A 23,187-nucleotide genomic window follows, 5' to 3' on the forward strand; every position below is an offset into this window, starting at 1 on the left:
AGGTAGGCTAGGTTGAGACGCACTCAGGAGGATACGGTTAATCAGGAGACGCTTCTGATCCAGCAGGCGGAGGGCTGGCGGTTTGGTCCCTTCGTTTTGTGGGAATCGCCAAGGCGGCTCGAGCGCTCGGGTGCGCCGGTCAGGCTTGGGACCCGGTCGATCGAACTCTTGCTGGAGTTGATCAAGGGGCGGAACGAGCACCTTACTAAGGAGCAATTGCTCGAGCGTGTGTGGGCGGGCGCGGACGTGGACGAAGTGAGCGTGAGGGTTCATATGTCCACGCTGCGAAAGGCCCTCGGTCCGCCTGGCGATCACGAAGGGTGCCACGAATGGATTTCGACAGCGCCCATGCGCGGCTACCGCTTCATCGGCAAAGTCGAGCGTGCGACGTCACCGTGGCCTGGCGGCCCGTCGCTGTCGGGCCGAAGTGCTGAGCATCCTGACCACGTCCCCTGCTTTCGGCCATCCCGGCTGCCGTCGCCCATATCTCGTCTGATCGGCCGAGAGACGGAGATTCGACAATTGCACGAGCGCTTGTTGCAGCGGCGCCTCGTGACGGTAGCTGGACCCGGAGGGATCGGCAAAACATGTGTCGCGGTGCATGTTGCGCGGTTGGTGCAACAAGAGACTGGGAGCGAAGTCACTTTCGTCGATCTCGCCCCCTTGGTGTCGGCTGACCACCTGCTCAGCGCAGTCGCGCAGGCGGTCGGCCTGCCTGGTGATGGTTCTAACTCGTCTATTGCCATTGCGCGAGGCCTGTCTGGTCGCTCGCTTCTTCTTCTGGTGGACAACTGCGAGCATGTAGTCACTGCAGTGGCGAGGCTGGTGGAGGAGCTGCTGGTTCTGCTGCCTGAACTGAAAGTCCTGGCGACCAGTCGTGAACGTCTGCGAGTGCAAGGTGAGCATGTCGTGCGACTGCCCCCCCTGTCGTTGCAGGCGGGCCCCGTCTACAACATACGACAGGCAATGCGCTCCGCGGCTGTCGAGTTGTTGATCGACCTGTCAACGGCAGCCGGCGCGCCAGACTTCGAGGATGCGGAAGCCGAGCTTCTTACACGCCTGTGCAGGAATGTGGACGGAATCCCGCTCGCGATACAGCTCATTGCGGCTCGCCTTCCCGTCCAGTCGGCTCGTTCGCTCGCCGAGGACCTGGACGGCCACCTGCAGATCTACTCGATGGGAAATCGCTCGGAGCAGAAACGGCACCGGACGCTAGCCGCGACGCTGGACTGGAGCACTGCGCTGCTCACGACAGCGGAGCTTCGGCTGTTTTGCCGACCTGTCGGTCTTTCGGGTCGCTTCGACGCTGAGTCTGCGCTCGCAATCGTGGACGGTGAACTGGATGCAGATATTGCACTGGACGCGCTCGCCTCATTGGTGGACAAGTCCCTTGTCGCATTCGATCATTCCCACGGCAGTGCAGCCTACCGCCTGCTTGACACCACGCGCGGCTACGCGCAAAAGAAACTGACGGAAGGAGGTGCATGGGGCCTTGTCTGTGCTCGTCATGCGCACTGGATGCTCAGCGTCATGCGGGCGGCCAACGTCGAACTCACTGACGTTGACATGGCTACGTGGATAGATCGGTACGCACATCGCATCGACGACGTGAGATTCGCGCTTGACTCGAATTTGGAGGCTCGCGGCGAGTTGACCGTCGCTTCCGGCCCACTGTGGATTTACATGTCTCAGCTGGCCGAGTTCCGCACGCGTGCGAGAGCCGCGCTGGAGCACGCCTCGGCGCAGATCCCACGCGACGAGGCCATGATGGCAAGACTGCAGATCGCACTCAGCAATGCCATTGCATACACAGACGGGGCAACCAGCGAATGCGTCGAGGCGTGCGAACAGGCGCTGGTCAACAGCGTTAAGACGGCGACGCTGGAGGTCGAGCTGGAGTCGCGCTGGCGCTTGGTGACACTTAACATGGTGCTTGGGAACTATGCGCGATCCCTGTGGCATGCTGAGCGGCTCGATGTGACAGCAAAGGCGTCGGGCGATCCTATCGGGAAATACATGGCGGCGCGAATGATGGCGTACGCAAATCACTTCTGCGGCAACTTCCGTGTATCACGCGCCCACGTCGTGGCTGCGGCGTCGCTCGGTTACATCGACCGGCTCAATCCCGCGTTGATGCTGCAGTCAGACCCGCGCACGACACCTTTGTGCAGCCTAGGACGCACGCTTTGGATCATGGGCGAGGAGGACAAGGCCATGGAGGCAGCCACGCGTGTGGTGGAGTACGCCGAGGATTTCGGACAGGTTCTAGGGCTGATATTCGCGCTCTACTGGGCATGTCCAGTGGCAGTGTGGGCCGGACGGCACGACGTCGGGCGCAGATGGATCGAGCGGATGCGCGAGGTGAGCCAGCGGCGAGGTCTGGACTACTGGCACAAGTGGGTTATCTGGTTCGACTACGGGCTGCGCGTGCGAATGGGGGAGGACCGCGAGCGTGTCCATCAGGAAGTGGTGACGATGCTGCCGCGACTGGACACGCGCACGCGTGACGTCCTAGTCACCTTTTGCGAGGACTGGTTCGACGATGAGATGCTGGTGCGGGTCGAACGGGGGGAGGGCCAGTGGTGTGCCGCGGAGGTGTGGCGTGCCGCCGGCGTCAGACGTCAGCGCGATGGCGATCGGGCTGGCGCGGAGCGCTTGTTTCGCATGGCTGTGGACAAAGCGCGTGCGCAGTGTGCCGTTGCCTGGCAGCGGCGTGCTGAGGCGTCGTTGGTGGCATTGGGCGCGCAACCATAGCCGACGGGCAGCCCTAAGGGAGCGCTCCCCGAGGCGCCGGGCGCATTTCGTGCATGCCTTCGGGTTTGATCCAGCGAACGAAGGTAGGTCGCCCAGGTCGCTGAAGGCGCGCCAGCGGCACGTGCATACTTTGGTCAGTGTATGCGCGGCAGGAGCTGCCATGGGCCGGCAGGTAGCTGCCAGCGTCCAAGGTATTCCGCGACTGCCTGTGCGCGGAAGCAGCGACGTGCGTTCGCACCTGAATTTATTGTCCTATGCATACGTAAATGTCCTCTCAGCCCGATACGAGCAAGCTGATGCCGCGAGCGGATACGCTTTGGCGTTTTGGTCCGTTCACGGTCCGGGAATCCGAGCGCCGGGTCGACCGCGACGGAATGCCCGTGCGGCTTGGTTCCCGATCGTTCGACATCCTTATCCAGTTGCTTTGGCGCGCCGGAGAAGTTGTGAGCAAGGAGGAGTTGCTGCAGGCGGTATGGCCGGGCGTCCTGGTGGACGAGGGCAGCGTTCGGTCCACATTTCGTCGCTTCGCAAGGCCTTTGCCGATAGTTCGTCGAAGCCGGACAGCGCCGATTGGATCCTGAACGTGCCTTCTAAGGGGTACACCTTCACGGGTCGAGTGGAGCGTGGGATGGTCGCTGAAGTCACGCATCACGCGTTGCCGAACGAACCCTTGCGTGTCGCTGGTTTCGTGGCGCCGCCGCTGAGTCTCACTCAGTTGATGGGGCGCGATACGGATGTTGACAAAGCCTTGGCCGCGCTCGCCGATCGACGTCTCGTCTCGGTCGTCGGATCGGGCGGAATCGGTAAGTCTCGGCTTGCGCTTCGCGTGACGGAGGTATATCGCACGCGCGACGCGAATCGTCCGCGCTCCGTGGCATTCGCCGATCTGGCGCCACTTGTTTCTGGAGACCACGTGTTCAGCACGCTGGCCCGATCGCTGGGCGTGCCCATCGAGGAGGCAGACACTTTTCGCCTCTTGCAGTCCCGAATCGCAGGCACCCACTTGCTGTTGCTCATCGACAACTGCGAGCATGTGCTCGAAGCCTTGGCGCCCCTCGTCATGCGGCTTCTCGTCGCGCTGCCCGGCCTGCGCATCCTTGCTACGAGTCGCGAGGCGCTGCAGGTGGAGGGGAATTCGTTCTTCGGCTGTCGCCTCTAGACGTCCCTGCTGCGGCACATACGTCGTTGGCAGTGGCGTTGCAGTCCTCGGCGGTTCGGTTGCTTGTCGAAAGAGCGGAGGCGGCCGGCGCTCAGCCGTTCGATGATTCGCATGCGCCAGCGCTGTCGCAGGTCAGCCGCTACCTGGACGGCATCCCGCTGGCCATTGAACTGGTGGCGGGCCGACTCTGCGTCCAGTCGGTCGATGATCTCTTGTTGAGGCTAGACGACCACATGGGTCTGTACATGGAAGGAAACCGCGCCTCCATGCCGCGGCACCGGACGCTTGCAGCGGCTCTGGACTGGAGCGTCGCGCTGCTCTCGCCTGAGGAGATGCGGCTGTTTCGACGCCTGTCGGTCTTCCGCGGACGTTTCGATGTGGAGGCGGCCCTCAGCATGGTGGCCGATGAACCCGATTCAGATCTCTCACTGCAGGCACTGATAGGCCTGACGGAGAAATCGCTGATCAGTTTCGACCGCTCCGAGCCCTCGGCCCGGTATCGGCTCCTGGACACGACGCGCAGCTACGCGGCCAAGTTGTTGATGGAGCTTGGAGAAAAGGAGGTTGCCATTGAGCGCCATGCCATGCAGATGCTCGACGTGATGAATGCGGCGACCGAAGACCTTTCCGTCCTGACGGTGGCGCGCTGGAACGAGCAGTATGCCCACTGGCTGGATGACGTACGGTTTGCGATCGACCAGTGTTTCGTACGCGGGGCTGTGAAAGCTGCTTCGGCGCTGAGCGTGGCATCGGCCCCTCTGTGGTTCCATGTTTTCCAGCTGAACGAGTTCCGTCAGCGCCTTGCGCTTGCGCTTCAGAGCTTGGAGGCCGAGCAACATCCGGATTCCGAGACCATGACGTGGTTGCGTGTGGCGTTGACTAATGCGATCCTACACACTGTCGGCCCGGTCCCGGAGATGGGTCAGGTGGGCGAACGCGCATCTGCCGGTGCTTATGCGAGCCAGTCACCGATCTTGCTGGTGCAGGCGCGTTGGGGGATGTGCTTCTTCGACGTCTGCCGAGGCGACTACGCCGCCGGTCTGCGTCACGCACACGCACTGCGGGATCACACTGCCGCGTGGGCAGATCCGATTGGCGTGAATCTTTCACATCGGATGCTTGCGTTGACATCCCACTTTGCAGGTGACTTTGTGGCAGCACAATTGCACGGTCAGCGAGCGCTTTCCGTCGTTGGCGGTGCTAAGCGTGTGCGGGGCAACATGCTTCAAGTGGATGCCAATGTTGCATCCAACGCGATCCTGGCGAGGACGCTATGGATCAAAGGTCATCCAGCGCAGTCTCATGCTGCTTCTGCCGAGGCAATTCGCAGCGCGCTTGCAACCGGCCAGGCGCTGTCGTTGTGCTTCGCCCTGTTCGGCGCTTGCCCTGTGGCGATCTGGTCCGGCAACCTGGATCAGGCCAGGGAATATGTGCAGATGATGATCGACGAGGCAGAGCAGCGCGGACTTGTCTATTGGAACCGCTGGGCACGTTGCTTTGCTGAGGGTCTCGCAGGAATGGCTCCGATGCTCAGCGAGGACCGGCCGTTGCAGAAGCCTCGAGCTTGGGCTGCCATGGAGGATCCGCAGAAAGAGACGCTGCTGACGTTCTGCCCCGACTACGTGGATGACGCCATGATCGCGCGTGCCTGGCATGGCCAAGGACAGTGGGCAGCGGCTGAGGTGTACCGTGCAGCGGGGCTGCGACATGAGCGACACGGTGCGTTTGAGGAAGCGCGCTCACTTTATCTGCGCGCACTCGCGCTCGCTCGACGGCAGGGTGCAAGGGTTTGGGAAATGCGCGCATCCATCTCCTTGGCCAACTTGCTTGGCGAGCGTGATGATTTGGCGGCGGCTCGCCGCGTATTAGATGAAGCTTTGCAAGGCTATGCGCCCCAGGATGAGTTTCCCGAGCGACTGCTAGCGCAGAAGATCCTAGCCTCACCGTCCAACTCATGAGCCAAGGCAGGGATGCAGTTTATCGAGTGACCTGCCGACCGCGCTCGCGAGCGCATCAAAGGGGGCGCGGTCGGTGGAATCGGCGCCGCGCTTCCCGTCGCGCCTCGTTGAGACTGACTTCCCAAAGCCGTTCGGCCAACTCGGCATCAATAGCCCACGGACGTACTCCTGCGCACGGGTGTATGCCACCATTTTTGGCACCGCGGCGATGGCGCAACGTCGCAATCTTCGCAATAGACGCCACCGTGTGCATCCAGGTCACGACTCGGCGCGCATCAGACGGCGGTCAATGACCCCTGGAATGGAGTCTTCAGGTCGAGCTCTGGCCCGGCTATGCGGTTGTCACAGGGATCCAGGACGTTGAACGCGGCGATCTCGTCACCACTCGTGTACCCAGGTTGACCTCCATGCTCATAGTCGAGCAGCGTGGAGTGTCGCAAGGACCTGAAAGCTCAAGACCGTGACCGCCTCGAGGTGCTTCTCGCGGGGACTGGCAATTTCGACCTGACAGCTCTTTACGATGCGTCCAGGGCGCCCGCTCATCAACAGGGTCCTGTCGCCGACCGAGATAGCCTCGTCGATGTCGTGGCTCACCAGGGTGCGGCGGGGCGCCACTGGTGCAAGAGATGGACGAGCTGGATGAGTATCTCCTGCATGCCTGATCGCGTGATCGCATACAGGTGCAGAAAATGGTTCGTCGGCCATGAGGAGTTTGGGTTCGCGCGGGAGGGCTTGAGCGAGGGCAGCCCGCTGCGCCATGCCCCCGGCCAACTGCCGGGGGATAATTCTCGCCTTGATCCCCGAGGCCCACGGCCTGCAATGCGGCCTGGACACGGTGATGGATCTGCGTCGCATCCTCGCACCGCCACGTCCGGAGTCCAGGCCGAACGCGACGTGCCGGCGCGATGTCAGCCTCGGCAGCAGTGCAGGGTGCTGGAAAGTCGTCGCGGCTTGGGCGTCAGGGGAATACAAGGTATTTCCCGCCATGGTCACCTCGCCCTTGGTCGGTGTGCCCTCCGGGCTTCCCAGGCGTGCGGCCATGCACAGGAGCGTCGACTTGCCGCATCCACTGCTACCGAGCAGGCAGACGATTTCACGCTCCGCAATCTCGAACGAGACATTCTCGAAGACGGGTGTGGCGGCGCCGTAGGCGAAGCCGACGTCACGTAGCTCGAGGATGGGGGTACCGCGGCGCAGGGACCGACCGTCAGAACAGACCTGAAGAGTTTCCCGCCGCTGCACTGCGCGTAGGGTGCTTGGCCAGTTCAGCGAGCAATTGCGTAACGCTGGGCGTCACGATGGGAATGAATGCCGACTCGCGCCATCGGCGGATGAAATCCCCCCTGCGCAGGAAAGCCCGTCCGCCGCTGGCCTGGAGTTCGAACTGGATTGCTTCCTGCACGCAAGCGTTCAATTCCAGGCGAAGTCGGAAGAGGCGATGGGGCGAGTCGACGAAGGTTCCGTTGTCGACGCCGGACTTAAGGGTGTCTGCCGTCGCTTCGAGCCGTTGAGCGAGTTCCTTGATGGGCGCGGCAAGAATGTGCTCCGCACTCGCGGCATTTTGAAGTGCTTGGGCGACCGAGGCCCGAGCTAGGCCAATGGACAGGCCGCATTGGAGGCCCAGGAAGACCGGGCGCACTCTGGGCAGGAATGTCGGAGCTATGTCAGCTAGGAGGTCGCTGCTTTCGATTTGGACGGCGTCGAGGGTGATCGAGGCGGTGTTGGTTCCGCGCAGCGCGATGAGATCAAGGTCGCCAGAGCGCATGAGGCCGGTTCTGTCCGACGGGAGCGCCACGATCATTGGCGGGCCGCCCTCGTCCTTTGCCACGGCAATCGCCACAAGGAATCGCTCCCGACGCAGGTTGGTGCACCAGGGGACCGTGCCCTTGAGCGTCCAGCCACCATGCGGCGCCGGCGTCGCAACCACGTTGATTGCCTCGATTCCGCTCAGGAACTTTATGATGTTTGACAGCCCCGGAGCGCCGGCCGTTCGGCCGGCCATCAGTCGCTCGACATGCAGGTCGCGCAGCGCGGTACGGTCCGACTGACTCAGCATCTGAATCATCACGCACTGTGCCCAGAGGACGAACGCGGCGGAAAGCGACAGCGAGGCAACTTGCGCAACCGATTCGATGGCCAGGCTGATCTTGCCGCCAAGGCCCCCAAGATGCTCAGGGACGCCATGGGCGAACAGACCGGCTCTGGCCAGCCGCGGAACGACTTCAGCAGCGAGCGATGCGTCGCTGTCCAACGCGTGGGCTTGTGCTGCCAGCCATGCGGCATCGGTCTCAACGAGCATGTTGGCCCCGCAACTCTTTGGCTGGCCGGAAGCTCTTTGGAAGGTAGGGTTGGAGCTGCGGATCGACGGGGCTGCGGGCAAGATTGTTCGCGAAGTTGCACAGCGTGGCCAGATCTACGCCGAGGCTGACATCCAGCGCCCGTCGTGCATAGACTGAGGCGTAGGAGTACTCGAGTTGCGCGTCACTGACCGCACCTCCTGTCGCGACGATCGCCTCCGTGAACTCACGGACGGCGTCGAGGCTGGTGTCACCGCAACCCTCGACCGCCTGCAGTACGAGGAGTTGGGCTCGGGTGACCTTGGCCTGGTGCAGCCCGATCTTGGTGTGGCCTGCTATGCAGAAGTCGCAGCCGCAGATTCTCGCTGCCGTGATCTGCACGACCTCTCTCGCACGCGCCTTCCATGCGCTCTTGGCGTTGATCTGGCCGACCCTGAGGTAGGGGTCAAGTGCTTCAGGCGCATTTGCCAGCACATTGATCAGGTTCGGGATGAAGCCATTGGCAGCGAGGACCTTCTCGGCCGATTGGCGGGCGCCCTCGGGCGCGGTGGCAATCTCGTGCACGGGCAGGCGGGTCATGGTCGAGCACAGGTAGTTCGAAGCCGTCCAGCGCGGCATTTCAATACCGCTCTGCGGCAGGAGAGCGGAACGAAGCCAGAGGGTTTCATCGGACTCAACCTGCCACAACGGAAAAAAGGGATAGCGGGCGCTGTTTCTGGTTGATGTCTTCGCTCGCAGGGCACCCTCCTGCGCTCGGGCCCACACCGGTAGTGTCGAGCCCGGGGCGTGGTGGCCTAGGCTTTTGCGGTAATTAGCAGGCAATGCCTTGCACGTGTTCAATGCATGGACCACCCCGTGACTGACGACCAGCGACTGGCCCGTCAGTGCGTTGCTCGGGAACGAGGCGAACAGCAGGGCTACCTCTGCGACGTCGTCCAGCGTCGTGAACTCGCCGTCCACCGTCTCCTTGAGCATGACCTTGCGGATGACATCCTCTTCGGAGAGGTTCAGGGCTCTGGCCTGCTCGGGAATCTGCTTGTCCACCAAGGGCGTGCGCACGAAGCCGGGGCAGATGACGTTGGCACGCACGCCGTGTTTTGCGCCTTCCTTGGCGATCACCTTCGCCAGTCCGATCAGCCCATGCTTGGCGGTGACGTAAGGCGCCTTCAGCAGCGAAGCTTCTTTCGAATGTACCGAACCCATGTAGATGATGCTGCCGCCCTTGCCAGCGGCGTACATGTGCCTGAGGGCGGCGCGCGTCGTCAGGAACGCACCGTCTAGCTGGATGGAAAGCATCCTCTTCCATTCGGACAGCGAAAATTCCTCCACCGGCTTGACGATCTGGATGCCGGCATTGCTCACCAGGATGTCGATGCCGCCGAGTTCGCGGGCAGCCAGATCAACCGCGCGATCGACTTGCTCCTCGTCCGTGACGTCGACGCCGACGGCAAATGTTCGCCATCCCTTGTCGGCAAATCGCTGAGCCGTCTCGTGCGCAGCGCCCTCGTTCATGTCGGCAATGACCACGATGGCGCCTTCGCGCGCATAGCGTTCGGCGATTTGTCGCCCGATGCCGCTGGCAGCACCTGTAATGAACGCAACTTTACCTTCGAGTTTGGACATGGATGTTTCCTTGGGTTGATGGTCAATACTCGTGGACGACAGTACCGAGCGCGAGAGTGAGGTCGGTGACGAAATGCTGGGCGGACACCACCCTGCGCACCGGGAGACGAGTGACGGGGGCCAGGGCATGCGGGTGCAGATCCAGCGCGGCGGGCCCGGTCCAACTGCCTTTGACTGTGACTTCTGTGGTGTGGTACTCGACCAGCTCGCAGATGCGCGGAGAGCCGTCCACGTGGGGAATGACCTTCAAGAGGTAGTTCGGTGCGGACAGGGCTTGTTGAAGGACAGCAGGATCGGTCGCACTATGCTTGAACCCCATGGTGGCTGTTGCGAGGCGCACCGGCCCGTAGTCCAGAGTTCCAAGCAGGGTGTCGCCCGCGACAACGAGGACCGGTGAGCCAAGCTTTTTTGGAAATCCCCAGATCTCGCGCCCACCAGCAATCGGCGCCTCGCTGTCCAGGTACATGGCGTGCACGTAGTTGCCTTGCTTACCGTCGTAGTGCACAGGAATGACTTGGCCCGCCTCTGTGTAGTCGCCGAATCCCGTCGAGTCGGGCATCCTCATGAACTCGAAGTTGACGATCGGATCCCGCACCTCAAGCGGTTCTGGCACGATTTCCCTCAGAGCGTCGATGTCCGTTTCGTAACTCACCACTAGATACTCACGGTTGATGAAGCGGTAGGGCCCGCACGTGAAGGCGGGGGAAGAAAAGGGCATAGAGAACGCGTTCTTGCGAACGTGGCTTTCAAGCATGGAGGTGCTCCAGAAGCGAAGGGTTAATAAATGCCGAACACGAGATAGAGGGCAATGACGACGAAGACGGCCACCGTCTTGAGGCATGTGACCGCGAAGATGTCGAGATAAGCCTCTCGGTGTGTCAGCCCGGAAACGGCAAGAAGCGTGATCACGGCGCCGTTGTGCGGCAATGTGTCCATGCCTCCGCTTGCCATGGCCGCAATGCGATGAAGGACCTCCAGCGGGATGCCAGCGGCCTGTGCGCTCTGGATGAATTGGTTCGCCATGGCCGCAAGCGCAATGCTCATCCCGCCAGAGGCGGAACCTGTGATGCCTGCGAGCACGGTGACCGCCACGGCTTCATTTATCAGAGGGTTGGGAATGCCGGTCAAAGCATGTGCGACGATCGCGAATCCGGGTAGCGCCGCGATGACTGCGCCGAATCCGTACTCCGAGGCCGTGTTCATGGCTGCCAGAAGCGAGCCGCTGATCGCTGATTTGCTCCCCTCAATGAAGCCCGTCGTGACGTTGGTCCACGCAAAGAGGAGCACGCTGGCTATACCCAGAAGCAGCGCGCCTTCGACTGCCCAGATGGCTACCACGGATGCCACCTCGCCGGTCACCGGGTTTGCGAGGCCTGGAAGGGCGATGACATAGGTCTTGCCGAAGGCGGTAGGTATCCAGCCCGTGAGGAACTTGTTGGCGACAGCGACGACGAGCAGGGGGGAACGGCGACCCATACGTTCGGTAGCCTTGCACCGGTCACAGGCATCGGCTCATTGAGGGTGTGGTTCCCATAGCCCTCGCCACGACTGGAAGCCGCACGTCGCCGCCATTCGAGATACGCGATGCCGGAAACGAGGATGAAGGCGGAGCCGATCGACCCCATCCATGGTGCCGCCCAGGTCGTAGTGCCGAAAAACGTGGTCGGAATGATGTTCTGGATCTGGGGAGTTCCAGGAAGCGAGTCCATAGTGAAGCTGAACGCGCCCAGCGCGATGGTCCCGGGAATCAGGCGCTTGGGGATGTGCAGCTGACGAAATAGTTCTGAAGCGAATGGATAGACGGCGAAGACCGCGACGAACAGCGAAACACCGCCGTACGTGAGTGCGACGCAGACGAGAACGATTGAAAGCATGGCGCGTTGCTTTCCCACGAGGTCGATGGTGGAAGCGACGATGGCTCTGGCGAAGCCGGATATTTCGATCAGCTTGCCGAATAGTGCTCCGAGCATGAAGACCGGAAAGTACAGCTTGATGAACTGCACCATCTTGTCCATGAACACGCCCACGTAGACCGGCGCGACCAGCGCGGGGTGTGTCAGCAGGACGGCCAGGAGCGCGGCGATCGGCGCGAAGAGGATTACGCTGTGGCCGCGATAGGCGGCGAAGATCAGCAAGCCCAGCGCAAACAGAATTATCAGGAGTGACATGAAGAGTCGGTCGGAAAGTTGAATTGGAGGTCTTGGCGGCGGTCGCCGCTGGCCTCGCCGACCGTGGTGGCATGCGGGCGGGTGCCTTTCGAAGATTCTTGGTTGTCGCCAAGGCCTTGTCTCCGCCCGTCGAGGAGACGTGCGTCTAACCACAATGGGTGTCAGGCGCTTTGACTGGAGGGGCCGCATGGTTTTCGAAGCGGTCCGCCCCCTCGCGCCGCAGGAACGCGTGCTCGATATGCGCGGCGTGCGGCGCTCCCGCTGGGTGGCGCGCTCACGCGGTTCGTGCATATCGAGGGTGGCATCAATAAATAAAAGCGGCTGGAGCCCACAAGAATCAGCCGCTTGTTCGCGTTGGTGGACTACTTCTTTCGGTTCGGGTCGATGACCGAAACTTCTGCCAGCACGAGACCGTTAAATACCCGCGCAACGCTCACGCGAAAAATTTCGCTTGTGCCGGCCTTGTAGACCGCCGCCTTGTCCAACTGGCTCGCAAGCGACTCGTAGTCGCGGTCTCGATCCCGGTGCCGCGGTACTGGGAGCTCGGCATTGCGTGGGTTTCCGGCAGTCGCCCAGTTGCGGCCAAGTTGCGCCAAATGCTTGGCAGCGCTTCTTCGATCGCGAGCATTTCCGAGCGGCCCGGACCATCGAAAACCAGCATCACGTTGGCTTGATAGCCGATGCCGCCTGCGCGGTCGATGAGCCGGGCGTCGCCCACCACAGCGCCACCGTAGGTTAGGGCAACTTGGCGGCCGAAGGCGCCGCTGAGCTTCTGCATGTGGAGGTACCGGGTGCGGTGATCCGCGGTTCCGTCCAGGGCCACTTCCAGTTCGACGCGCAGGAGCTGGCCGAAAGGGTGCACGCGCGCAGTCTTGCTGAAGTAGGCCTTCGTTTCGTGCAGGCGATTGCGGTGATAGTCCTCGTGCACCTGCTGCGCGCGGCCGGCTTTGGCGCCACGTTCGAACACTCTAATGAGGTTCCCGAATAACTCTAGGACGGCGACACACGAGGCGTCTTGAAAGAGCCAATGCGGGTGCACTGCCCCATTCAGCTGATGCAACCTAACCTCCGAAAACGCGTGGCATGCGGTTTAGATGCGCGGTGTGAAGAGCACGTCTTCGCAATCGCTGCGGATGAGATGGAAGAGGACGGGAAGTGCGCTCGCGAGTACGGGCCCAAGCTTGGTGACAACCGTCCCCTTGGACGTGCGGCGGGTCCCCCACCCTCCGTGTGCTGAAAAACGGCAATGCGGCGCTGGCCGCGTCTTCCGTGCATGACGCTCATTCGCGCGCTTCGTAGACCACCTTGTCGTTCACGATGGCCTTGAGGGGAACGATGTCTTTGATCTGCTCATCCGTTCAGGACGGGGGCGTCCCGAGACGGACGCATTCCGCTGGGTCACCATCGAGTAGCTGCCGCTGCTTTGCGCGCCCAACCTCGCCGCGGTGCTGACCGGCGCGATCTCGCTGGCCGGGATCCAGGGGCAACTGCTGTACGAGGTGGTTCCGGTCGACGCATCGCCCGCGCCCATCGACTCGCGCGGTTGATCCTGCGCAACGCCGCGTGCGGCAGCCTGCTCAAGCATGCAGCAGGCCGCTCAAGAATGAGCGCAGGCCAGTCCAGACATCCACCGCGAGGTCGCCCCATGAAGAACGTCACATCGGACGCAGTTCTGCAGGTCGTCGGGTTCTGCATCGCCACGCTGCTGGCCACGGGCGTTCTCGTGCTGGCGAGGCTGAATGAGCGCAACGCCGCGCCGGACGGCCTTGCACCCGTTCCACACACGACAAAAGTTCCAGATCACATCCAGCCGCCGCATCTTCATCCTGACCCTCACCGCGACGGGCGCTGCCGCCTGCGCCTCCGGTGCGTTCGGGCAGGCCCAGCTCGACGAGAAAGAGCCGCAAGCCGTGGCGCTCGGCTACGTCGCAGATTCGGCCAGGGCCGATACGAAGAAATCCCCGAAGCACGACAACGCCCAGCTGTGCAACGGCTGCGCACTGTGGCAATCGAAGCCGACCGACCCGAAGAGCAGCTGCGCGCTGTTCTCCGGCAAGCAGGTCAACGCCAGGGGGTGCAGCGCCTGGGCGAAGAAGGCCTGAGGGCCGGGCTGCCGGCAGCCTGGCATTCAAAGACCCAGTGCGACCCCATCACCGCGAGGGTCGTGCGCGCCCGCCAGGCTGCCGTCGGCTTCAAAGCGGATCACGCCGGGCAGCCCTGCCAGTGGGCTGTGCGCGGCGATGGGCGCGACCTCGTGGCCGCGCGCGGTCAACGATGCCATCACCTCGGGCCCCACGTCCTGCTCCAGCTTCAGGCTGTCGCGGCTGTCGGAGAAGGTCCGTCCGAGCAGGAAGCGCGGCCTTGCCAGTGCCTGCGCGGGGTCCAGGCCGAAGTCGATCAGCCGGGTGAGCAGCGCCACCAGGGTCTGCGGCTGCCCGTCCGCGCCCTGCGTGCCCAGCAGCAGCTCGGGCCGACCGTCGCGCATGAAGGCGACGGGGTTCAGCGTATGGAAGGGCCGCTTGCCGCCGCGCAGCCCGTTGGGATGGCTCGCATCGTGGTGGAAGGCCGCACCGCGGTTGTGCCACAGCACACCGGTGTCGCCGGCCACGACACCGCTGCCCAGTCGTAGTAGATGCTCTGGAGCACGCCCGCACCGCGGCCGGAGGCGTCCGCGGCCGCGAAGAACACGGTGTCGCCGTGGCGGAATCGCTGGGGCCAGGGCATCGCCCGTGCGCCGGCCTGCGCCCGCGCCGCCTGCTGTTGGATGTAGGCGGCGTCGAGCAGCCGCTGCACGGGCACCTCGGTGAAATCGGGGTCGGCCAGGAAGCGGTCGCGGTCGACGAAGGCCAGCTTGATCGCCTCGACCATCCGGTGGAAGTGCTCGGCGCTGCCTTCGGCGATGCCGGAGAAATCCTGCTCGCCGAGGATGCCCATGGCTTCCAGCGTGGCGAAGCCCTGCGTCGGCGGCGGCAGGCTCAGCAGCGTTCCGCCGCGGTAGGGCACGGCCAGCGGCGTCACTTCCCGGGCGCGGGTGCCGCGCATGTCGTCAAGCGTGAGCGGCGAACCCGCGGCCTGCAGGCCGGCCGCGAGGCGGTGCGCGACTTCGCCTTCGTAGAACTCGCGCGGGCCCTGCGCCGCGAGCCGCGACAGCGTGTGCGCCAGCCCGGGCTGGCGCTGGTGCTGGTGCGAAGGCCCGCCCGGAAACGCCGCGTCGAAGCCGTGCCAGTGCCGCGCCTCTGCGGCCCGCATCTCGTGCCAGAAGCGCTGCGAGGCCGACACGGCAAAGCCCTCCTGCGCATGTTCGATCGCGCGAGACAGCAGTGACGCCCAGCGCTGGCGGCCCTGCCAGTTGCGCGCCGAGATGTCGAAGGCCCGGGCCCAGCTGTCCACCGCCGCGGCCGTGGTCAATGCCGACGCGCCGCCGCGCAGCGGGACTGGTCCCGACAGCGGCGGGAGCGCTGCGGCGGCCTGCCCGACGCCGGAGATGCCGCGCACGGGCGCACCGGGCTGCGCGATGAGCCAGAAACCGTCGCCTCCGAGCCCGGTGAAGTGCGGGCACACGACGCACAGCACGGCCGCCATGGCGATGGCGGCCTCGATGGCATTGCCGCCATCGGCCAGCACCTCCAGGCCCGCCGCACTGGCCAGCGGATGGGGGCTCGTCACCATGCCTCGCCGGGAGGTGGCCGAAGCAGGTGCGGCGGGCTGGCGTGTGGGCTCAGCGGACATGGAAGCAGTCATGCGGAAGTTCGTTCATGGCGCCTGCGTCAGGAAGGCCGCCACCATCTGGCGGGTCATCTTCTGGTGCGCCTTCTGCCAGGCCGCGGCCTGCAGGTCCTTGTTGAAGATGCGTGACAGCGTGAACGCATGGGCTCGGCCGTAGTACGACAGGCTCACCATCGCCACGTACAGGTGCAGCGCATCGATGCCACTGCGCACGACCCCTGCCGCCACCCCGCGCACCAGCAGGCGGCGGATCAGCGCGATCACCGGCGACGACATCTCCGGGATCCGGTTCGAGCGCGCGAGGTGCCGCGCCTCGTTGAGGTTCTCGAAGGCCAGCAGCTTGCGCAGCCGCGGGTGCGTCGCGAAGTGGTGGTCCACGAAATCGGCGATGTGCAGCAGGCCGGTCAGCGGCTCCTCGGCCTCCGGGTCCAGCCGGAGTTCTTCGTGCCGCAGGTCGGCCATCACCGCCTCGAGCACGGCGACGTACAGGTCGTCCTTGCTCCCGAAGTAGTGATACAGCATGCGGATGTTCGTGCCGGCGAGCCGTGCGATGCGTTCGGTGCGCGCGCCGCTGTAGCCCTCGTTCGAGAACTCGTCGATCGCCGCTTCCAGGAGCTTCGCGCGCGTGAGTGTGGCGTCGCGCCGCGCGATCGTCTCCTGGGCCGGCGCCCGCCGTGGGGAAAGTTTGCTCATCGTGTGGATGGGAATGCAGGCGCTAGTGTCGCGGCAAGTTCAAGCAGCCGTTCGTCATTGCCCCTGGCCGAGATGAAGGATGCGCAAGGCGGCAGGCCCTCGGCAGCCGGCAGCGGAAACACCACCTGCGGCAGCCCCGCATGGCCGGCCACCGCGCCGAGCGCCAGTGCGCGCTCGTAGAAGGCGCCGCGCTGAGCCGCATCGGCCCGGCGCGACAGCGCGAAGCAGGGTGCGGCGGGAATCAGCCACGCCTCGTCGGGGCCCATCCTCTGTGCCAGCCGCGCGGCGGCCTGCGCGCGCCAGTCGCTCCAGCGCGTTCCCTGTGAGGCATCGAGCGCCAGCGCCGCCTCGAAGCGCGGCGCGATGGCGGCGCCGAAGCGCGGCCGCTGTCGCCGGATCCACGGGCCGACGTGGGCCTGAATCTCCAGGCCCTGAAGCACGGCATAGGCTTCGAACCAGTCGCGCCAGTCGCTGCCGCCATAGGCGCTGCGCTCGCTGTCGATGCGCATCAGGCGGGCCCACGCGGCCAGCGGCTCGCGCACCGCGGGCTCCGCCAGCGCCAGCGCGTCCGTGGCCACGCACAGGCGCAGGGGCGGCGCGGGCCGGTCGCTGCCGATGCGGGCTTCGGTGCCGAGCAGCGCATGCCCGGCGCGGCGCAGCAGGTCGGCATCGCGCGCGAACCACCCCACCGTGTCGTAGCTCGGTGCGAAGGGCAGGACCCCGTCGAGCGGGATCCGGCCGTGCGTGGGCCGCATCGCGGCGACCCCGCAGAACGCCGCCGGTACGCGCACCGAGCCGCCCGTGTCGGTGCCCAGCGCCAGGTCGACCTCCGCCCATGCGACCGCGGCGGCGCTGCCGCTGGACGACCCCCCCGGCAGCCGATCGGGGTCGCTCGGATGGCGCGGCGCGCCGTAGTGGGCGTTCTCGCCCTCCAGGCTGAAGGCGAGTTCGTCGCTGATCGTCTTGCCGACGACCCGCGCGCCTGCGCCACGCAGTGCGGCCACGCAGGGCGCGTCGTGCACGGCCGGCACGTGGCTGGTGGCCCAGTCCGGGTTGCCGCCGCCGGTGACGGCACCTGCGATGTCGATGAGGTCCTTCACGCCCAGGCGCACCCCGTTCAGCGCGCCGACGCCGGTGGCGGGCCGCTCGCAGCGGGGGCCGGGCATCCAGCCGCCCGAGCCGTGCGCGGTCTCCGTGTGCATCAGGCGGGCAGCGCCGCGAGCACGGCGGCCGAGTCGGTCACGAAGCCGAAGCACTTCTTGACGTTCCAGATCGTCGCCTCGGTGCAGAAGTCCGGCGAGCTCGTGGCGCAGCAGTCGCTCAGCATCACGCAGCCGTAGCCCAGGAAGTTGGCGTCGGTGAGCGTGTGCAGCACGCACTGGTCGGTGTTGCAGCCCGCGAAGAGGATGCTGCGCACCCCGAGGTTGCGCAGGATGCTGTCCAGCGGCGTGTCCCAGAAGCCGCTGATGCGGTGCTTGTCGACCAGAAAGTCGCCTTCGTGCGGTGCGAGCTCGTCCACGATGGCCGCGGCCCACGAGTCCTTCTGCAGCACGTGGCCCTTGCCGCCGGGCAGCGGGTCGCCCAGGCCGACGCCCGTGCCGCTGTTCTTGTACAGATGGATCTGGTTGGGCGGCATGTTGGCCAGGTCCGGGCGGTTGCCCGAGTTGACCCAGACGACCGGCACGCCGGCGTGGCGCAGCCCGGGCAGCAGCTTCTGCAGCGGGGCGATCGGCGTGCGGTCCGCCGCATAGTTGCCGCCGATGTGGTCGACCCATCCGCCCTCGGTGCAGAAGTCGTTCTGCAGGTCGATGATGACGATGGCCGTGCGGCGCAGGTCGAGCACCACGTTCTGCGGCTGCGCCTGCACCCGGGCGCGCAGCGGCGCGGGCGGCTCCACGGACATATCGACCTCGCGCTCGCTGGCGACCCAGTAGTACTGCTGGCCCAGGCCCAGGGCGCCGTCGGGCCGGGCATCGGGAAGATAGGGGTGGCGTTTCATCAAAGGCTCCGGTGGTGTGCGGGCGAAGGGCGCATCGCCGCAGGCTGGTGCATTCGTTGCGGTCGCCGCACCGATATGCGGCAGAAAGTCGGCGAATTCATTGGCACTGTTATTGCGATGCGTTGTCGGTAAGTAATTGATTAGTTACTTAACCCTCCAACTAGCGAAAGGCATGCCATGCAGATTCCGTCTCCCTCCCGCCGCGCCGCCGTCCTCGCAGGCGTCAGCGCCTTCACCGCCCTCGTGCTGAGCCTGCCGGCCTCGGCCGCCGATCCGATCGCGGTCGGCATCCTCATTCCCGGGTCCAAGTCGGACAAGGGATGGATGGAGTCCGGCTACGACGGCCTTGTGGCCGCGCAGAAGGAGTACGGCGCCAGGATCAAGGTGCAGATGATCGAGAACATCAACTACGCCGACATGGAGCAGGCGCTGACCAACCTGGCCAGCAAGAACGCGCTCGTGATCGGCGTCGGCGGCCAGACGCAGGCCGCCGTGCTCAAGGTGGCCAAGCGCTTCCCCAAGACGCACTTTTCGATCGTCGGCGGCAACAAGGCCGAGGAGACGGCCAACGTGGCCGGCTACGACGTGAAGCAGGCCGAGATCGCCTTCGTCGCGGGCGCCGCCGCCGCGATGCTCTCGAAGAACGGGGCCGTGAGCTACGTGGGCGGCATGGAGATCCCTTCCATCGTCAACGCCGGCAAGGAGTTCGGCAACGGCGCCAAGTACATCAAGCCCGGCATCAAGTACTTCGAGAACTACACCGGCGACTTCGACAACGTGGCCAAGGCCAAGGAAGCCACGCTGGCGGCCATCGCGCAGGGCGCCGACGTGCACTATCACATCCTGAACCTCGGCCTGCGCGGCATGGAGCAGGCGGCCAAGGAGAAGGGCACGAAGATCATCGGCAGCTACACCAACCGCTGCGGCACCGATCCGCTCTATCCCGCCTACAGCATCACCGGCGTCGGCTATCAGGTGCAGTACGCCATCAAGGAGGCCGTCGGCGGTACCTGGAAGGCCGGCTACAAGCCCTTCGGACTGGTCATGGGGCCGAACGCATCGGACATGGTCATCTGCGGGGCGACCGACGAACAGAAGGCCAAGCTCGAGCAGATCAAGAAGGACATCCTGTCCGGCAAGATCAAGGTGCTGGAGGGCTGATGCGCGAGCGCCACGCCATCGGCCTCGGTGAGGGCATCGGCGACGGCGGCCCGGGGTTCGCCGCAACGCCGGCCGCCGCGCCGCTGCTGAAGCTGGAGGGGCTGTCCAAGCGCTTCGGCGCGCTGCAGGCGCTGCAGGACGTCTCGCTGGCGCTCCATCCCGGCGAGGTCCACTGCCTGCTGGGCGAGAACGGCGCCGGCAAGTCCACGCTGTGCAATCTCGTCTTCGGCGTGCACGCCGCGGACGCGGGCCAGATGACGCTGGCCGGCGAGGCGTTTCGCCCGCGCTCGCCGGCGGATGCCCTTTCTCACGGCATCGCGATGGTCCACCAGCATTTCAGCCTCGTGCCCGACATGACGGTGCTCGACAACCTGCTGCTCGGCCAGATGCGCGGCGTGCTAGACCGCAAGGCCGGCGCGGCGCGTATCGCCGCGATGCGGGAGCGCTACGGGCTCGCGCTCGATCCGCATGCGAAGGTGCAGGACCTGTCGGTGGGCGAGCGCCAGCGCGTGGAAATCGTGAAGTGCCTGGTGCGCGAGCCGCGCCTGCTGGTGCTCGACGAACCCACCGCCGTGTTGCTGCCGCAGGAGATCGAGGCATTGCTCTCGGTGTGTACGCGCGTGGCGCAGCAGGGCTGCGGCGTGGTGCTGGTCACCCACAAGCTGGCCGAGATCCAGCGCGTTGCGCGGCGTGCGACCGTCCTGCGCGGCGGCCGAGTGGTGGCGCGCTCGGACGCGCCCGCACAGGATATCGACGCGCTGGTGCGCGCGATGATCCAGCGCGACCTGCAGGCGCCTGCCGCTGCGCCGGTACGGGCGTCTCGTGCGTCCCGGCCGGCACCGGGCAGCCCGACGCGCGAGGCAGCGCTGCTGGCCGACGGCCTCACCGTGCGCGACGTCGATGGCGTGGTGCGCCTGGACAACTTCACCCTGGTGGTGGAGCCGGGCGAGATCGTGGCCATCGCCGGCGTCGAGGGCAATGGCCAGAGCGAGCTGGGCGCGGTGCTTTCGGGAATGCTGCGTCCCACCGAGGGGCGCTATTTCGTCTGCGGCGAGGACATGACGCGCGCCACGCCGCGCCAGCTCAGCGCCGCGGGCTGCGGCGTGGTGCCCGAAGACCGGCATGCGCTGGCCTGCGTGACAGGCATGAACGTCGCAGAGAACATCATGCTCGACCGCCTGGACCGGTTCCGGCGCTTCGGCCTCCTCGACCGCGCGGCCATGCGCCGCGAGGCACTCGACCTCATGCAGCGCTATGACGTGCGCGCCGCCAGCCCCGACGTGCCGTTCGGAGGCCTTTCGGGCGGCAACCAGCAGAAGGCGGTGCTCGCGCGCGAGCTCACGCTCGAGGGTCTGCGCTTCCTGCTGGCGGCGCAGCCCACGCGCGGCCTGGATGTCGGCGCGGTCGAGGCCGTCTACGGCCACATCCGGGCCGCCGCGGACCGCGGGGTCGGCGTGCTGCTCATCTCGTCGGAGCTCGACGAACTGCTGAGCGTCGCCGACCGCGTGCTGGTGCTCTACCGGGGCCGGGTGATGGGCACATGCCCCACGGCGGGCGCGGACCGCGCGCGCATCGGTGCCTGGATGGCCGGGCACCGTGACAAGGAAGATGTTGCAAAGGAGGTCGCCCCATGAGCGGTCCTGTACTTGCCTGGTCGCGGCTTAGGCCGACCCCTGCGCTGCAGGTCTCGGCAGCCGCGGTGCTGCTGGCCTTTGGCGTCGGTGCCTTGCTGATCGCCGCGCTCGGCGTGCCCGTGGGCGATGCGGTCGCCGCGTTCGCGGACGGCGCCTGGGGCTCGTCCTATGCGCTGGCTGCCTCGATCAACCGTGCGCTGGTGCTCATGCTGGTCGGCCTGGGTTTCATCCTGGCCGAGCGCGCGAACCTCACGAACGTGGGCGGGAGAAGGGCAGATTGCCGTCGGCGGCATCACGGCTACGGCGCTCGCGCTGTGGCCACCAGTGGCGCAACTGCCTTGGGGGCTGGCCTTCATCGTTCCGATGCTGGGCGCCTGCGCGGCGGGCGCTTTCTGGGGCGGCATCGCCGGCGTCCTTCGCGTCAAAATGGGCACCAACGAGGTCATCGCGACATTGCTGCTTTCCTTCATCGCCATTTGGATGGTGTATGGCAGCGTGCAGTCCGAGCACCTGCTGCGCCGGCCGATGACGAGCAGCGCGACGCTGCCCGAGTCGCTGGAGATTCCGGTGGCGACCCAGCTGCCGCTACTCACCGGCGATGCGGGTACGCCGCTGCACGTCGGTCTCCTGATCGGGGTGGTGCTGGCCGTGGCGGTGGCGCTGCTGCTCAACCGCACGGTGACGGGACTGCAGCTGCGCGCAACCGGCCTGAACCCGCGCGCGGCTCGCCGCGCCGGCATGCCCATCGACCGCCTCGCCATCGGCGCGCTCTGCGCAGCCGGCGCCTTCGGCGGACTTGCAGGCGCCTTCATGCTGCAGGGCGAGCAGTACACGCTCAAGGCCGGTTTCTCGTCGGGCTACGGCTTCGACGGCCTGGTGGTGGGCCTGCTCGCACGCGGCAGCGCGACCGGCGTGGTTGCGGGCTCGCTGCTCTTCGGCTTCCTGCGTTCGGGCGGGATCAACATGGAAATGGTGGCGCAAGTGCCTACCGCCCTGGTCGTGGTGATCCAGGGGCTCATCATCGTGACGCTCGCCGGGGCAGCCATCGGCATCCAGCGCATGGAGGCGCGACGCAAATGATCGATCCCGAACTGGCCGCCGTCTTCGTCGGCTCGAGCATCCGGCTCGCTGCACCGTTGCTGCTCGCCGCCACCGGCGAGCTCGTGAGCGAACGGGCCGGCGTGCTCAACATGAGCGTGGAGGGCCTCATGCTGGCCGGCGCCTTTGCAGGCGCCACCGCATCATGGGCCACCGGCTCGCCGTTGCTCGGCCTGCTCTGCGGCGTGCTGTGCGTGCTGCCCATCGCGTGGCTGCAAGCCTTTCTAAGCATCACGCTGCGCGCCAACCAGATCGTCACCGGCATCGGCATCAACATCCTGGTGCTCGGCGCGACCACCCTGGGTTACCGGGCGATCTTCGGCAGCCGCTCGCGCGCCGAGATCCCGGGCCTGGACAAGTGGGCGCCACCCGGCCTGTCGGAGATACCGCACCTGGGCGAGCAGGTCTTCCGGCAGGCATGGCTGCTCTATGCCGCCATCGTGCTGATCGTGTTGGTGGGCTGGGTGATGCGCGCCACTGCGCTCGGCCTGGCGATCCATGCCGCGGGCACGTCGCCGCAGGCGGCGAGCCATTCGGGGTTGAAGGTGAGCCGCATCCGGTACGGCGCTGTGCTGTTCACCGGCTTCATGTCCGCGCTGGCGGGCTGCTTCCTGTCGATCGGTGACATCCACACCTTCACGGAAGGCATGACCGGCGGCGCCGGCTACCTGGCGATCGCGGCGGTGATCTTCGGCAACTGGCGCCTCGGCCGGACCGTGATGGCCTGCTGTCTCTTCGGAGCCGCCACTGCGCTGCAGTTCCAGCTTCCTGCGATGGGCATCGAGGTGCCCAGCGCCCTGCTGATCGCCTTGCCCTACGTGCTCGCGCTGCTGGCGGTGGGCGGGCTGGTCGGTCGACAGGTCGCGCCCGCAGCGCTCACGAAGCCATTGCCCGCGCAGGGCTGAAGCGCAGGTGCG

General features: G+C 65.6%; 16 protein-coding genes and 4 pseudogenes. 9 read left to right on the top strand and 11 right to left on the bottom strand.

The features are described from left to right. The first annotated feature begins 12 nt into the window (after positions 1–12). From ACHMXE_RS06780 to ACHMXE_RS06795, 4 genes are all read left to right on the top strand, one after another. Positions 13–2,754: an ATP-binding protein gene (locus tag ACHMXE_RS06780; RefSeq protein WP_395345027.1), complete on the top strand. Its 2,742-nt coding sequence runs from the start codon at positions 13–15 to the stop codon at positions 2,752–2,754. Positions 2,755–3,128: 374 nt separating this feature from the next. After that, the gene (locus ACHMXE_RS06785) at positions 3,129–3,335 is read left to right on the top strand and encodes a transcriptional regulator (protein ID WP_395347450.1); all 207 of its coding nucleotides are present in this window, start codon (positions 3,129–3,131) and stop codon (positions 3,333–3,335) included. 47 nt (positions 3,336–3,382) lie between these two features. Beyond that, positions 3,383–3,913: an AAA family ATPase gene (locus ACHMXE_RS06790; RefSeq protein ID WP_395345029.1), complete on the top strand. Its 531-nt coding sequence runs from the start codon at positions 3,383–3,385 to the stop codon at positions 3,911–3,913. A gap of 26 nt (positions 3,914–3,939) precedes the next feature. Then, complete coding sequence (locus ACHMXE_RS06795; protein WP_395345031.1) at positions 3,940–5,871, top strand: ATP-binding protein; 1,932 nt, start codon at positions 3,940–3,942, stop codon at positions 5,869–5,871. 411 nt (positions 5,872–6,282) lie between these two features. On the opposite strand, the gene ACHMXE_RS06800 is transcribed toward ACHMXE_RS06795, so the two are convergent. From ACHMXE_RS06800 to ACHMXE_RS06830, 7 genes and pseudogenes are all read right to left on the bottom strand, one after another. Beyond that, on the bottom strand, positions 6,283–7,113 hold the full coding sequence (locus tag ACHMXE_RS06800; RefSeq protein WP_395345033.1) for an ATP-binding cassette domain-containing protein: 831 nt from the start codon (positions 7,111–7,113) through the stop codon (positions 6,283–6,285). Then, on the bottom strand, positions 7,079–8,170 hold the full coding sequence (locus ACHMXE_RS06805) for an acyl-CoA dehydrogenase (protein WP_203208114.1): 1,092 nt from the start codon (positions 8,168–8,170) through the stop codon (positions 7,079–7,081). The genes ACHMXE_RS06800 and ACHMXE_RS06805 overlap by 35 nt, the downstream gene beginning before the upstream one ends. Next, the gene (locus ACHMXE_RS06810; RefSeq protein WP_395347451.1) at positions 8,160–8,786 is read right to left on the bottom strand and encodes a carboxymuconolactone decarboxylase family protein; all 627 of its coding nucleotides are present in this window, start codon (positions 8,784–8,786) and stop codon (positions 8,160–8,162) included. The genes ACHMXE_RS06805 and ACHMXE_RS06810 overlap by 11 nt, the downstream gene beginning before the upstream one ends. A 234-nt stretch (positions 8,787–9,020) precedes the next feature. Continuing rightward, positions 9,021–9,791 (bottom strand): annotated as a pseudogene (locus ACHMXE_RS06815) (3-hydroxybutyrate dehydrogenase); the annotation flags it as partial. 22 nt (positions 9,792–9,813) lie between these two features. After that, positions 9,814–10,545, bottom strand: a complete 732-nt coding sequence (locus tag ACHMXE_RS06820; protein ID WP_395345035.1) for an acetoacetate decarboxylase — start codon at positions 10,543–10,545, stop codon at positions 9,814–9,816. Positions 10,546–10,568: 23 nt separating this feature from the next. Further along, positions 10,569–11,959: pseudogene (locus ACHMXE_RS06825) on the bottom strand (GntP family permease). Positions 11,960–12,392: 433 nt separating this feature from the next. Then, on the bottom strand, positions 12,393–12,926 hold the full coding sequence (locus ACHMXE_RS06830; protein ID WP_395345037.1) for a hypothetical protein: 534 nt from the start codon (positions 12,924–12,926) through the stop codon (positions 12,393–12,395). A 772-nt stretch (positions 12,927–13,698) separates the two neighbouring features. Here ACHMXE_RS06830 and ACHMXE_RS06835 point away from each other — a divergent pair. Next, positions 13,699–14,061, top strand: a complete 363-nt coding sequence (locus ACHMXE_RS06835) for a high-potential iron-sulfur protein (protein WP_203208108.1) — start codon at positions 13,699–13,701, stop codon at positions 14,059–14,061. 26 nt (positions 14,062–14,087) lie between these two features. Here ACHMXE_RS06835 and ACHMXE_RS06840 read toward each other — a convergent pair. The 4 genes and pseudogenes from ACHMXE_RS06840 to ACHMXE_RS06855 all read right to left on the bottom strand — a co-directional run bounded on the left by ACHMXE_RS06840 (position 14,088) and on the right by ACHMXE_RS06855 (position 18,377). Then, positions 14,088–15,700: pseudogene (locus ACHMXE_RS06840) on the bottom strand (gamma-glutamyltransferase family protein). A 12-nt stretch (positions 15,701–15,712) separates the two neighbouring features. Continuing rightward, on the bottom strand, positions 15,713–16,378 hold the full coding sequence (locus ACHMXE_RS06845; RefSeq protein ID WP_203208107.1) for a TetR/AcrR family transcriptional regulator: 666 nt from the start codon (positions 16,376–16,378) through the stop codon (positions 15,713–15,715). Then, a complete protein-coding gene (locus ACHMXE_RS06850; protein ID WP_395345039.1) occupies positions 16,375–17,580 on the bottom strand; it encodes an amidase in 1,206 nt (401 codons plus the stop codon). Before ACHMXE_RS06850 ends, ACHMXE_RS06845 begins: the two co-directional genes overlap by 4 nt. After that, on the bottom strand, positions 17,580–18,377 hold the full coding sequence (locus tag ACHMXE_RS06855; RefSeq protein WP_395345041.1) for a cysteine hydrolase: 798 nt from the start codon (positions 18,375–18,377) through the stop codon (positions 17,580–17,582). Before ACHMXE_RS06855 ends, ACHMXE_RS06850 begins: the two co-directional genes overlap by 1 nt. 177 nt (positions 18,378–18,554) lie before the next feature. Here ACHMXE_RS06855 and ACHMXE_RS06860 point away from each other — a divergent pair, with 177 nt between their 5' ends. The 4 genes and pseudogenes from ACHMXE_RS06860 to ACHMXE_RS06875 all read left to right on the top strand — a co-directional run bounded on the left by ACHMXE_RS06860 (position 18,555) and on the right by ACHMXE_RS06875 (position 23,175). After that, a complete protein-coding gene (locus tag ACHMXE_RS06860; RefSeq protein ID WP_395345043.1) occupies positions 18,555–19,538 on the top strand; it encodes a BMP family protein in 984 nt (327 codons plus the stop codon). After that, positions 19,538–21,172 carry an ABC transporter ATP-binding protein gene (locus tag ACHMXE_RS06865; protein WP_395345045.1) on the top strand — a complete coding sequence of 545 codons (1,635 nt, stop codon included), beginning with the start codon at positions 19,538–19,540 and terminating at the stop codon, positions 21,170–21,172. The genes ACHMXE_RS06860 and ACHMXE_RS06865 overlap by 1 nt, the downstream gene beginning before the upstream one ends. Continuing rightward, positions 21,169–22,252: pseudogene (locus tag ACHMXE_RS06870) on the top strand (ABC transporter permease). The gene ACHMXE_RS06865 and the pseudogene ACHMXE_RS06870 overlap by 4 nt, the downstream one beginning before the upstream one ends. Then, the gene (locus tag ACHMXE_RS06875; protein ID WP_186475809.1) at positions 22,249–23,175 is read left to right on the top strand and encodes an ABC transporter permease; all 927 of its coding nucleotides are present in this window, start codon (positions 22,249–22,251) and stop codon (positions 23,173–23,175) included. Before ACHMXE_RS06870 ends, ACHMXE_RS06875 begins: the two are co-directional and overlap by 4 nt. The last annotated feature ends 12 nt before the right edge of the window (positions 23,176–23,187 follow it).

Origin of the sequence: Variovorax sp. UC122_21 (assembly GCF_044056785.1) — a bacterium.
Lineage (GTDB): Bacteria > Pseudomonadota > Gammaproteobacteria > Burkholderiales > Burkholderiaceae_C > Variovorax.